This window comes from Olsenella uli (genome assembly GCF_016899935.1).
Taxonomy (GTDB): domain Bacteria; phylum Actinomycetota; class Coriobacteriia; order Coriobacteriales; family Atopobiaceae; genus Thermophilibacter; species Thermophilibacter uli_B.
Map to the genome: position 1 here is coordinate 110,007 of NZ_JACJJK010000002.1, position 12,787 is coordinate 122,793.

Consider the following 12,787-nt stretch of genomic DNA (forward strand, 5'->3'; position numbering starts at 1 on the left):
TAACTCAACAGGGGATTTGCGGCTCGGGCTCCCCGGTAGGGGCGAAAATCCCATCACACGAACGGCCGTTTTGCGCCCGAGCGCGCGCGGATATCACACGAGCGCTCGTTTTGCATGGCTCGGACGCCCCGCCAAGGCCGGGTATGATGGAAATCGAGGCAAGGGAGGTGCGATGCCGGACGTCGACGCGATCATAGAGCAGATCCTCGCCGCGACCCGCGTCAAGGGCGGCCGCGCGTTCGCGACCGCGCGCACCTATGCCGACGAGCCCATCCTCCTGCGCGGCTCCCAGCTCTCGAGCTACCTCCCCGACCCCATCCGCGAGATGCGCGCGCTCGCCCGACGTCCCGAGGCGCGCTCCTGGTCGGACGCCCGGCTCTTCGTCGAGCAGGCGCGCCTCATGGTCGACTACGAGGACGACTTCCCCTACGAGGGCGAGTTCAAGACGTACTTCCCAACCTACGAGTCGATGACCAATCCCCAGCTGCGCGGCTATTTCACCTGGCGCTCGCGCGTACGCGCCGGCCACATCGAGCGGACCTCGGCCTCATTCGCATACGTCTACCTCTACGAGCTCATAAACGGAATCGGCGTGGAGCCCGGTGAGCCCGCCTTTCGCGCCATCGAGTCGTTCTGGCAGACGTATCGTACCTTTGAGCCGACCACGGACCGCTACGTGCGCCCCTGGCTCGTGGACTACGTCATCTACCACGGGCTCTCCGCCGAGCTTGCCGAACCCTACCTCAATACCACGCATGACCGTGCAGTTGCCACGCTCGCCCACGCCGAGTCTGCGGCGATCGCGTCAGCGCAGGGACGGAGTCGGCGCACCAACCCGTATGTGGACAGGACGGACCCCACGCTCTTCTCCGCCCTTGACGAACTCTCGACGTACCGCCTCCGGGAGTCGCGGCTCCACCAGGACGACCCGGACGCACTTGTCGCCGTCACCTGCGGCGTCTTTTGCCAGCTCGCGCGCTATTACCACAGAAGCCGTACCCAAGGCCTCTCCGCAAGCCTTTTTGGCACACGCCACACCATGCCTCACCTGATGTTTGCCTCGGCTGTGTTCTACCCGAGCCACAGGCACGAGGACTGCGTCATCGAGCTCGACGAGACCTGCCGCTACCTCTGCCAGAACGGCATCTGGTCGCTCGACGCGCTCCATGACGGCGGTGCGCGCAGCGCAAAGCTCGGGCAGATCCTCCATGCCGTCGACCAGCGGCTCAGGCAGGCGCTCGATTATCCCCACCAGCTCAAGGAGCGCGGCGATCCCAAGTACCTCACGCAGATCATCGACCGAGAGATTGGCGACTACCTTGCGTGGCGCAAGAGGCACGCCCCTCGTCACATAGAGATCGACCTCGCCAAGCTCGCGAATATCCGTGCAAGCGCCGCCGAGACCCGCGAGGCCCTGCTCGTCGACGAGGAGCGCGAGGAAGAGCCCCTGGCACCGGAGCCCGTGGCGCCGTCACGAGACGAGAAGAACGATACCCTGGCACTCACTGCGGACGAGCTCGCATTTCTCCGTGACCTGATCGATGGGCGTGCATCAGACGTCACCGGAGCGGACCTCCTGGTCGACGCGATCAACGGGAAGCTCTACGACCTGCTCGGCGACACGGCGGTCGAGTTTGACGCGCAGGGCGTCCCCAAGCTCGTGGAGGACTATGTCGAGGAGGTGCGCTCGGCGCTCGACGGCTAGGAGCGCCCCGCCCCCTCACGCACGGGCCCGCCGGACGCATCCCGCCTCCCAAAGAGCACGTCGACCGCATCGTCAATCAAGATGTCAACGACGCGGTCGAGTGTGGCGCGGTCGGAGACCCCCTCGGTCATGAGCGCGAGCGCCGCGACGCGCTGCAGCGCCATCGCCACCTCATGCGCCTCCGCGTCGCGCCCGGGGGCAACGCGCTCGAGCAGGCCGCCTATGATGCCGCTCCCCGCGACGGGCCCCAGCTGGAACCCCTCGGGCAGCGTAAGGCACACCCTGCGGTAATCCTCCAGCCCGACACAGCGAAACACCAGCCGATCGCTGTTCCACACCTCGTGCAGGCACGCCCGGACGCGCGCCTCGTCGGGACGGCCCTCGTCGGAGAGCAGCCCCTCGACCTCCGAGGAGAGCTCGCGCCGGTTCTCTGCGACCATCTCCTGAAGGAAGGCGTCCTTGGACGGGAAGAAGTGGTAGAAGGTGCCCTTGGCGAGACCCGCCCGCCGGGCCACGTCCTCCACGCGCAGCGCGCGGAAGCCCTTGTCGCGCAGCAGCTCCCAGCCGATGTCCAGCATGCGAAGGCGCAGCCCCCTGCGCTCCTCCTCGGAAAAAATCGCCGGCATGATCACCTCCCGCTCGTCTCCCTCCTCCATTTTGACCGAATAAACGTGACCGATTTTCTTAATCTGGTCATTTTATGGCTGCGCGTGGCGTACATTCGTGTACGCCAAGTCAGTCCCCCGACGGCAAGACCGAAAGGAACCAGCGTGAACAAGCAGAGCACATCGCCCTCGTCCCCGGCAGAGCTCTCCAAGGGGCAGAAGAACCTCGCCCTCATCGTCATCCTGTGCATGACGCTCATGGAAATGCTCGACACCACGATTGCCAACGTGGCACTCCCCACCCTGCAGACCGCGTTCGAGGTGGACATGGCCCTCGTCCAGTGGGTCTCGAGCACACTGCTGGTGGTGAGCTGCGCGTTCCTGCTCACCTTCGGCCGTCTCGGCGACATGATCGGCAAGGTTCGCGTCTTCCAGTTCGGCGTCGTCACCTTCACCGTGGGGTCGCTCCTGAGCGCGCTTGCGCCGAGCCTGCCCATCCTCATCGCCGCGCGCGCCGTCCAGGGCCTCGGCATCGCTGCCAGCATGGCCAACAACCAGGGCATCATCACCGAGATGTTCGCCGACAGCCGAGGCCGCGCCCTCGGGCTTCTGGCCACCTTCACCGCCCTCGGCGCCATGTCCGGCCCCACCATCGGAGGCGCCCTCGTCTCCATGGCCCCCTGGCGCGTCATCTTCCTCATCAACGTGCCCATCGGCGTCGTCTCGTTCCTCGTCGGCCTCAGGGTCCTGCCCAACCGCCGCCCCGCAGAGAGGAAGCGCTTCGACGTCAAGGGCGCCGTCCTGCTCTCCCCCGCCATCCTGCTCTTCTTTGCCGCCATCACCCTCATGCAGAAGGGCTTCTCGCCCCTGCACGCGATCATGCTCGCCGCGGCTGCGGTCCTGCTCGTCCTCTTCGTCGTCGTGGAGCGCCGCGAGTCCGACCCGCTCATCAACATGGACGTCTTCAAGAACCTCGGCTTTGACGCCTGCCTGCTCACGGCCGTGTGCGTGTTCCTCGCCCTCTCGGGCATCACGGTCATCTCCCCGTTCTACCTGCAGCAGGCCATGGGCATCGCGCCGGGCGTCGCGGGCGCCATCGTGGCTACGTACTCGCTCGTGAACGCCATCGTCGGCCCGATCTCCGGTACCGTCTCCGACAAGATCGGTTGCAACATCCCCGTCGTCGTCGGTGCGGCGCTGTTCGCGCTGGGCCTGAGCCTGTTCGCCTCGCTCTCGCTCGACACCCCCGTCCCGCTCATCGTCGCGATCATGATGGGTACCTCGCTCGGCAGCGCCATCTTCCAGGCGCCCAACAACTCCCTGATCATGAGCCACGCCAAGCCCGAGATGCTCGGCTTCGTGGGCTCACTTGGCAACCTCATGCGCTACCTCGGCCAGTCGCTCGGCATCACCGTCTCCATGGCGCTGCTCTACGGCAACATGAGCGACGTCGCCGGCTATCGCGTGACCGCCTACATCCCCGAGCGGCCGGACGTCTTCATCACTGGCATGTCGCGCACCTTCCTCATCCTCATGGGGCTCGTGATCGTGGGCATCATCATCACGCTCGTGCGCATCTTCGTGCTCGACAGGCGCGAGGGCCACACCTCCTAGCAGGAGCCGGGACCGGCGAGAAGAACCAGGTTGTCCGAGCGGCGGGTCAATGCCGCTCCCGAAGGAAAGGATCACCAACATGCGTGGATACGGCGTCATAGAAGTGAACAACCCCGGCTGGATGGAGAAGGACCGCCCACAGGTCGGCCCGCTCGACGCGCTGCTGCGCCCCGTCGCAGTCGCACCGTGCTCGAGCGACACGCACTGCATGCACGGCGGATCGGGTCCCAAGCACAACCTCATCCTCGGGCACGAGTCCATCGGCGAGGTCGTCGAGGTGGGCGAACTCGTCCAGAACTTCAGGCCCGGCGACATCGTCGTAGTGCCCTGCAACACGCCCGACTGGGAGGTCCCGCAGCTGCAGCGCCGCAACGACAACAACGCCCATGACCGCCGTCTCATCGGCAGCTTCAAGTTCATGGGCAGCAAGGACGGCGTCTTCGCCGAGTTCTACCACGTCAACAACGCCGACGCCAACCTCGTGGCCAAGCCCGAGGACGTGAGCGTCGAGGACGCACTCATGACCGTCGACATGATGTCGACGGGCTTCTACGGGGTGGAGCAGGCCGACGTGCAGTTTGGTGACACCGTCGTGGTCTTTGGCATCGGCCCCGTCGGCCTCATGGCGATCGCCGGCGCGGCGCTGCGCGGCGCCGGCCGCATCATCGGCATCGGCACCCGTCCCAACTGCGCTGCCCTCGCGCGGGAGTTTGGCGCCACGGACATCGTGAGCTACAAGGAGGGCGACGTGGTCGAGCAGATCCTCGACCTCGCCGGCCCCGTCGACGCCTGCATCATCGCCGGCGGCAGGGCGTCGAGCGTCAACCAGGCGCTCCAGCTCACGCGTCCCGGCGGGGTGATCTCCAACATCAACTACTTCGACGCTTCCGAGACCTTCGAGATCCCAACCGCGCTCTGGGGCCTCGGAATGAGCGACGTCGCCCTCAAGACGGGGTTCTGCCCCGGCGGCGCCTATCGCATCGGCCGTCTGCTCAACGTCATCCGCGCCGGTCGTCTGCACCCCGGCAAGATGCTCAACTACACCTTTGAGGGATTCGACGAGATCGAGGACGCCTTCCGCGTCATGGACGAGAAGCCCCGCGACCTCATCAAGCCGATCGTGAAGATCAGCTGGTAGCACATCCGGCGGCGCGGCATCTTCGGGGCCGGTCCCGACAGACTCGGGACCGGCCCCTCTCTGTGAGCAGAACATCTGTTTGCTCTGTCCCGGGCGCATGCTATCATGGGAGGCCCGTCGGGGAAGGGAGGCTCCGTGACAGGCACGCCGAAGGTACCCAAGCGCATAGCGGCGGTCATCATAAACTCGCTCAAGGGCGGCGTCGTGCCGCGCATCGGGCTGCCCTACGTCACCGTCGGACGCGAGCGCGAGATCCGGGCGCTCCTACACGACCTGGAGCTCGTGGCAGACGGCGGCGCGAGCTTCCGCTTCCTCGTAGGTCGCTACGGCGCCGGCAAGAGCTTCCTTTTGCAGACCATCCGCACACACGCGATGGGCAACGACTTTGTGGTGGCCGACGCCGACCTCTCCCCCGAGCGCCGCCTCCAGGGCGGCCAGGGCCAGGGGCTCGCCACGTATCGCGAGCTCATTCGCAACCTCTCCACCAAGACGCGCCCTGAGGGCGGGGCGCTGCAGCTCGTTTTGGACCGCTGGGTCGCCGCGCTGCGCGAGGCGCCCAACGCCGAGGAGGCGCTCGCCGAACAGCTCTCCCCCATCCGCGAGCTCGTCTGCGGGTTCGACTTCACGAGCGTGCTGCGCCTCTACTACCAGGCGAGCCTCGAGGGCAACGACGAGCGCCGCGACGGCGTGGTCAAGTGGCTGCGCGGCGAGTTCCGCACCAAGACCGAGGCCCGCGGCGAGCTGGGCGTCAACGCCTGCATCACCGATGACACCTGGTATGAGTACCTCAAGCTCTTTGCGCAGTTCCTCGTGGGCGCCGGCTACCAGGGGCTCATCGTCCTCATCGACGAGCTGGTGAATCTCTACAAGATCCCCAACGCCACCTCGCGTCAGTACAACTACGAGAAGATCCTCACCATGTACAACGACACGCTCCAGGGTAAGGCTCACCACCTGGGCATCATCATGGGCGGCACGCCGCAGTCAATCGAGGATCGCCGTCGCGGCGTCTTCTCCTATGAGGCGCTGCGCAGCCGCCTCTCGCAGGGACGCTTTGCGAGCGCGGGACTCGCGGACATGCTCGCCCCGGTCATCCATCTCGAGCCACTCACCTACGAGGAGCTGCTCGTCCTCATTGAGAAGCTCGCTGACATCCACGCCGGCTACTTCGGCTACGAGCGCGCCCTCACCGAGGCGCAGCTCGTGAGCTTCCTCCAGGTGGAGTTCGGCCGCGTGGGCGCGGACACCCACCTCACGCCGCGCGAGGTCATCCGCGACTTCATCGAGCTTCTCGACATCGTGTGCCAGAACCCCGGGACGGACGTTGACGCCCTGCTCAAGACCGACGCGTTCTCCGGAGCGGTGAGCGCGCCCACCGTCGCCGCCGGCGCCCAGGACGTGGACGCCGCCTACGCCGAGTTCACGATCTAGGCGTCGCCGTCCCCGTCCCACACCTTCTCGACCACGTCACGCTCGCCCACCACATACACGGAGTAGATCGGCTCGTCCGACGCCGTTGCGTTTACCTCAAGATAGCGGGGGTCCTCCCCGTTGCCCGCGAGCTCGTAGTAGACGCGCCCGTCGCCCGTCCACGACACGCAGCAGGGCTGGCCAAAGCGCCCCTCAAAGTCGTCGACAGTCTTCTCGCCCTCGTCGAGAAACGCCGCGACCTCGTCAACGTCAGAGATGGCGTCCCCGGCCTCATGGCGCAGGGGGTCGTTATTCACGAGGCACGTCTCCCACTGAAGGGGGTACGACAGCTCGAGGTGCAGGCCCGGCGCGTCGGGCCAGTCCGTCCCCCGCGCGTCGTAGAGCATCGCCGAGTACGCGTCCTCGGACCATACGATGATCGTGGAGACGCCCACCTCGTCCTCGTCAAAGTCGTTCTCGCTCACGGTCGTCAGGTAGCACCAGTAGTTCTGGCCGCCCAGGGCAAACGAGAACTCGACCGAGAGCTCCACGCGGCGCTTGCCGTCATCGACCTGCTCGGACTCCACGGGGCGCGTCACCGACTGGCTGTCGAGGTACTCGGACTGGCCGGAGCAGCCCTCCACCAGCTCATGCGCACGCTCCTCAAGGTCTTTGGAGGACGCTCGCGCGCTGGGCGAGAAGAGCCCGACAATCGCGTCCTCGTCCCCCGCCTCGAGCGCGCCGACAAGGGCCTCCGCCGCGTCGAGACAGACCTGGCCGCGCGGGCTCACGTACTGCTCACCCGTCACGCGACTGCCGACATAGCGGGCCAGGGTGTCGATGCCCTCCGAGCATCCTGCGCACAGGATGGCCGCGACCAGCGCAAGGGCGCACGCGGCAAGGCGCCTGACGCGCTCCGCGTCTCCCCGACCCATAAGGCCCCCTCCAGTAACACATCAAGTACAGTACGTATGTTAGCAAATGGCTCATCCCCAACGTTTTACCTGACGACGGGGCATATCATCGGATTCAGACGATCAACCCACGGGGCCCACCATGACAGAAGTCTCATCCGCAACATCATTGGCCTGCTCGCACAGATCGTGCCGTGCGCGACGCTCTGCCTCGTGCCGTTCCGTGGCCGCCTCCGCACGGGCACACGGCGCGCCTGGCTCAAGGCGGGCGCGATCGTCGCCGTCGGGCTCGTACCGTTTCTCCTAGTGGCAACGATGCCGGTTCCCGACGCGACCTATTTCTGGGTCCTCGTCAGAAAGACGTGCCAGAACCTCGTGTTTCTCGCCATCGTGGTGGCGCTGCTCGTGCTCTACGCGCGCGAGGTGGACGCCGATCGCTCCCATAAGGCCTTTGCGTTCTCGCTCGTCGCGCTCTACGGCTTTCTGGTGACGTTCACCACGTCAAACGCCAGCGCGCTGCTGCGCCTGGACGAGGGCTCCGACGGCTTCATGTACCGCCCGGCTTCCTCATCGCGCTTGTCATCGTGAACGCCGTCTTCTTCCTTGCCATGATCCCCGTCATGCATGCGCTCCGGCGGGCGTTCGACGCGCACATCTCCCCCTCCCTGTGGTGGCGCATGACCGCGCTCGTGCTGGTGATCCTCCTCACGCTGCTTTTGGGGGCGTGGCTACCTCCCCTCACCTACGAGCAGCAGTACTTCCCCCTGGCCATCGTCGTCAGCGTGGACTGCGTCGTCTTCATGTGGTGGCTCCTGCGCATGGTCCGCCTCGCGAGCGAGCAGGCGGCCCAGCGCGCGGCACTCGAGCAGACGCTGCGGCAACACACTCGCGCGCGCGACGCCCTCGCCGCCGAGCTGGCACGCACCCGCGAGCGCGTGGCGGAGCTTGAGCAGCAGGCGACGCTGCCCGTGGCGGACGAGCCCGTCGTGCCCTCCACGCCCTCCCAGGCCGTGAGCTTTCTGCCCGACGACATCACCTACGTGGACTCGCTCAACCGCGTCCGCGCCATCCACTTCGCGGACGGGGAGTCCATCCAGATGAACATGACGCTCGCCCAGATTGCCGAGGCGCTGCCGGAGGGTCGCTTTGCCTACTGCCACCGCTCCGTGGTAGTGAACCTGCGCCACGTTCGCTCCGTGGGCGCGAGCGAGCTCACGCTCGACGACGGCACCACGCTGCCCGTGAGCCGTCGGCGCGTCGCCGAGCTGCGAGAGACGCTGAGCACGAACGCCGACACGGGCGCTTAACGTTGCCGGGGCGTTGCACCGTCGGAGCACGTGACCGCTTACGAAACCCGGCGCGTTGCGCATCTGGACGAGAAAAACCTGCATTCCGCGCCAGACCGTAAGCACCGAGCCACCGCCAGCCTACCATGCGCCCGGATTTGTAAGCGGTGTTTTCACCCGCCACCTCTGGCGCACGTGCGTGGCGGCGCGGCGTGAACCCAAACCGCACGTGGAATGGTCACGGACGTCTTGCCCTACGAAACGTCTGTTCGTATACTGACGACGAGGTGGTTTCATGGGCGTCTTTGACCGATATGCACCGTTCGTGCAGGACTTCATCTACGCGCACGAGTGGGAGAACCTGCGCGGCATCCAGGTCGCCGCAGGCGAGGCCATCTTTGACACGGACGACCACGTGCTGCTGTGCGCCTCGACCGCGTCCGGCAAGACCGAGGCCGCCTTCTTCCCCATCCTGACCGAGTTCTGGGAGGACTCGCCCGCCTCGGTGGGGGCGCTCTACATCGGCCCCACCAAGGCCCTGATCAACGACCAGTTCTACCGCCTGACCGACCTCTGCGAGGAGGCCGGGATCAACGTCTGGCACTGGCACGGGGACGTCTCCGCCTCGCACAAGGCGCGCCTCATGAGACGTCCGTCGGGCATCCTGCAGATCACGCCGGAGTCACTCGAGGCCCTGCTCATGCGCCGGCACACCGTCGTGTCCAAGCTCTTCTGCGACCTGCGCTACGTAGTGATCGACGAGATTCACTCCCTCCTGCGGCAGGACCGCGGCGGCCAATGCCTCTGCCTCATCGAACGTCTGGCGAGAATTGCGGGCGTACAGCCACGGCGCATCGGCCTCTCCGCCACGATCGGCGACCCGGAGGCCGTGGGCGCGTTTCTTGCCGCCGGAACCGGCCGCGACTGCGTGATCCCGCGCGTCGAGGAGCCACCACGCGTCTGGCGCCTCTCGATGGAGCACTTCTACCAGACGGGCCCGCAGGCCGACGAGTCCGAAGTCCAAACCTCGGACGGATGTGTCGATGCCGACGTCATCGCGGTCGAGCCGGAGGAATCCCTGCATGGGGCCGGGGGGTTACCTCCGCGCGCAGTTCCGCACGAGCCGGACAGGCCGGCGGCCTGTCCGTGCGAGCAGGATTGTCCGAGCACGGCGATAAGCCCCGGCCCTCCCGAGCCTCCCACGGACCTGGCGCCTGCGAATGCCGACCCGGGTATCGGCTACATCTTCGAACACACCAGGGGCAGGAAATGTCTGATATTTAGCAACTCCCGCGAGGAGGCGGAGGAGGTCTGCACCACGCTGCGCGCCTACTGCGAGGCCAACGGCGAGCCGGACCGCTTCCTCATCCACCACGGCAACCTCTCGGCCGCCATCCGCGAGTCCGCCGAGGAGCAGATGCGCGACGACGCCTCCGACCTCTCGATCGTGGCCACCGCCACGCTGGAGCTTGGCATCGACGTGGGCCGGCTCGAGCGCGCGTTCCAGATCGACGCCCCGTTCACCGTGTCCGGGTTCCTCCAGCGCATGGGCCGCACCGGCCGGCGCGAGGCCCCGCCGGAGATGTGGTTCGTCATGCGCGAGGAGCAGCCGGAGGCGCGCACGCTCCTGCCGGAGACCATCCCCTGGAAGCTGCTGCAGGGCATCGCGCTCGTCCAGCTCTACCGGGAGGAGCGCTGGGTGGAGCCGCCCAACCTGAACCGCCTGCCCTACAGCCTGCTCTGCCACCAGACGCTGGCCACGCTCGCCGGCGAGGGGGAGCTCTCCCCCGCCCAGCTCGCGAGCCGCGTGCTCACGCTCACCTACTTCCACCGCGTGACGGCGGACGACTTCCGCGTGCTGCTGCGCCACCTGCTTGAGCTGGACTACCTCGAGCAGACCGAGGGCGGCGGCCTCATCGTGGGCCTCGCCGGCGAGCGCGTGACCAGCTCCTACAAGTTCTTCGCCGTCTTCCAGGAGAACGTCGAGTACACCGTGCGCTTGGGCTCCGAGGAGATCGGCACGCTCTGCGCCCCGCCCCCGCCCGGGGAGAAGGTGGCCATCGCGGGGCACGTCTGGATCGTGGACGAGGTGGACCACGAGCGGCACCTGCTCTACGTCACGCAGGTCAAGGGCAAGGTGCCGGCGTACTTTGGCGACGTGGCCGGAGACATCAACACGCACATCCTCGAGCGGATGCGCCGCGTGCTGGAGGAGAGCGCGCCCTATCCCTACCTGCGCGAGCACGCCCGCGCTCGCCTGCGCGAGGCGCGGCGCGTGGCCAGAAACTCCGAGCTCACGGCCGGCCCCCTCGTCTGCCTGGGCGAGAACGACAAGGAGCAGACCATGTGGTGCCTGCTGCCGTGGCTCGGCACCTACGCGTTTCTCGCCCTGGAGCGCCTAATCAAGATCAAGTGCGCCGGGGAGCTGGGCATCAAGGGCGTCAACTCGTCGCGCCCGTACTTCATGACCTTTGTGATGAAGGCGGGCGAGCAGGAGTTCTTCTCGGTGGTGAAGGACGCGGCAGAGCGCCTCGATGACCCGATGGAGCTCCTCTACCCGGCCGAGGTCCCCTACTTCGAGAAGTACGACGAGCTGGTGCCCACCGAGCTCGTCCGCAAGGGCTTCGCCGAGGGCGTGCTCGACGTCGCGGGCATGAGGGCCCGCGTGGCCGAGTGGTAGCCCCGCAGAATCACCTGGTTAGGCCGATGATATGATGATCAGAGAAGGAGGTGGAGACCGTGCCCTCGCCATCACAGTCGCACAAGCGCTACGAACTCAGGCTGCAAGACGAGGTCCTTCTCGTCTTCACGGCAACTCGGGACGCCTTTGGAACGGTCTCCGTCTCTGTGGACGAGCCTGTCACCGCGAATCGCCGTCTGCTCCCCCTTCCGCTCTGGCCCGACCCCGAATCGGGAGAGCGTCTGCTCTCGTGGCTCGAGACCCGGGTCATTCCCAAGAACCGAAGGTTCGTGGACCAGATCCTCGCCCAGGCGGGCGTCACGGACGACAGCACCTTCGGAATTCTTGACGTGTGTCTCGGGCTCTCTGTCAACGACGCCTACTGGGTCGTGCCTGCAGGCTTCCCGGGAACCTGGGCGGAGCACAACCTCTTTGACAACGATCTTGACGAGACACTGGCGCTGGTCGCCTACACGGGCTATACCACGAGTCAGCGGCACAAGGCCGGACTCTCGAGCGAATGGACGACCGACGGCCAGTTTCCCAAGGCATGGCGCCGTGTGGACGGAAAGCTGTGGCTCTACAAGGGCGGCACCGAGGGCTTTGCGAACTCCGGCATGGAACCCTACTCTGAGTTCTTTGCGGCGCAGGCGGCGGAGGCCTTTGGCGTGTCTCACGTCTTTTACGACCTGAAGGAATGGAAGGGTCGTCTCGCCTCGGTCTGCCCGCTCATGCACGACGCCGCAACCGCATACGTCCCCTTCTGGACCGCGACCCAGCAGTCCCTCTTCCCGGCGGCGCTCGAGGCGGCACGGCGCGTATCCGACGAGGCCTTCGGCGCGCTGCGGACCATGTACGTCTTCGACGCGCTCGTCTGCAACACCGACCGCCACGCCAACAACTTTGGCTTTCTCCGGAACAACCTGACGGGCGAGCTTCTGGGCATGGCGCCGCTCTTCGACCACAACCTGGCGCTCTTCCCCGGCGACATGGAGCAGGACTATCCGACCTGGCCCCGGCAGGGGGCGATCAGGCGACCGGCGGGCAGCAACCTCACCTTTGACAGCGTGGCCCGTCTCGTCATGTCGGAGGGGCACCATGAGGCGCTACGGGGGATGATCGACTTCCAGTTCTCCAACCACCCCCTCCACCCCGTCCCGGAGGCGCGCCTCTCCGCCCTCAACCGCTACATCTCGCAACGGGTTCGCCAGCTGCTCGAGATTGCCCCGGCCGACGAGAAGGGCCTGGCGGCTGAGCTCTCGCACGTCCTGCCCGACGACGCCGTCATTCCCGCCTGCTGCTGAGAGGACCGCCCGCGCCTCCTGACAGGTTATGCGCACTCGCGTAGGTTATGCGCACGGAACGGCGCGACGTTTTTCTCGCCCAGGGCGCTGAGCTGCGGCTTTGTTGAGGGACAGCATGCGCATAAGCTGCG

At 66.5% G+C, this 12,787-nt stretch carries 10 protein-coding genes; 8 read left to right on the forward strand and 2 right to left on the reverse strand.

Annotated elements, in window-relative coordinates; all coding sequences use genetic code 11:
• Positions 1-172 precede the first annotated feature (172 nt).
• Positions 173-1,705 (forward strand): TerB N-terminal domain-containing protein, encoded by a 1,533-nt coding sequence (locus H6A07_RS02300; RefSeq protein WP_204813004.1) that lies wholly within the window; start codon positions 173-175, stop codon positions 1,703-1,705.
• Here the strand turns inward: H6A07_RS02300 and H6A07_RS02305 are convergent.
• Positions 1,702-2,331, reverse strand: a complete 630-nt coding sequence (locus H6A07_RS02305; protein WP_204813005.1) for a TetR/AcrR family transcriptional regulator — start codon at positions 2,329-2,331, stop codon at positions 1,702-1,704. The two genes, H6A07_RS02300 and H6A07_RS02305, sit on opposite strands and share 4 nt — an antisense overlap.
• Before the next feature lie 144 nt (positions 2,332-2,475).
• Here H6A07_RS02305 and H6A07_RS02310 point away from each other — a divergent pair, with 144 nt between their 5' ends.
• The 3 genes from H6A07_RS02310 (at position 2,476) to H6A07_RS02320 (ending at position 6,493) form a co-directional block, all read left to right on the forward strand.
• Positions 2,476-3,924 (forward strand): MFS transporter, encoded by a 1,449-nt coding sequence (locus tag H6A07_RS02310; protein ID WP_204813007.1) that lies wholly within the window; start codon positions 2,476-2,478, stop codon positions 3,922-3,924.
• Positions 3,925-4,003: 79 nt separating this feature from the next.
• Positions 4,004-5,062 (forward strand): zinc-binding dehydrogenase, encoded by a 1,059-nt coding sequence (locus H6A07_RS02315; protein WP_204813009.1) that lies wholly within the window; start codon positions 4,004-4,006, stop codon positions 5,060-5,062.
• Positions 5,063-5,167: 105 nt separating this feature from the next.
• On the forward strand, positions 5,168-6,493 hold the full coding sequence (locus H6A07_RS02320; protein ID WP_204813011.1) for an ATP-binding protein: 1,326 nt from the start codon (positions 5,168-5,170) through the stop codon (positions 6,491-6,493).
• Here H6A07_RS02320 and H6A07_RS02325 read toward each other — a convergent pair.
• Positions 6,490-7,407 (reverse strand): DUF5104 domain-containing protein, encoded by a 918-nt coding sequence (locus H6A07_RS02325; RefSeq protein WP_204813014.1) that lies wholly within the window; start codon positions 7,405-7,407, stop codon positions 6,490-6,492. The genes H6A07_RS02320 and H6A07_RS02325 overlap by 4 nt on opposite strands.
• Before the next feature lie 294 nt (positions 7,408-7,701).
• Here H6A07_RS02325 and H6A07_RS02330 point away from each other — a divergent pair, with 294 nt between their 5' ends.
• The 4 genes from H6A07_RS02330 (at position 7,702) to H6A07_RS02345 (ending at position 12,656) form a co-directional block, all read left to right on the forward strand.
• Positions 7,702-7,974, forward strand: a complete 273-nt coding sequence (locus H6A07_RS02330) for a hypothetical protein (RefSeq protein ID WP_204813016.1) — start codon at positions 7,702-7,704, stop codon at positions 7,972-7,974.
• Entirely contained in the window at positions 7,971-8,693 is a 723-nt protein-coding gene (locus H6A07_RS02335; RefSeq protein WP_204813018.1) for a LytTR family transcriptional regulator DNA-binding domain-containing protein, read from the forward strand. Before H6A07_RS02330 ends, H6A07_RS02335 begins: the two co-directional genes overlap by 4 nt.
• A 274-nt stretch (positions 8,694-8,967) precedes the next feature.
• A complete protein-coding gene (locus tag H6A07_RS02340) occupies positions 8,968-11,352 on the forward strand; it encodes a DEAD/DEAH box helicase (RefSeq protein ID WP_204813020.1) in 2,385 nt (794 codons plus the stop codon).
• Between the two features lie 59 nt (positions 11,353-11,411).
• Positions 11,412-12,656, forward strand: coding sequence for a hypothetical protein (locus H6A07_RS02345; protein ID WP_204813022.1), 1,245 nt, complete (start codon positions 11,412-11,414; stop codon positions 12,654-12,656).
• Positions 12,657-12,787 lie beyond the last annotated feature (131 nt).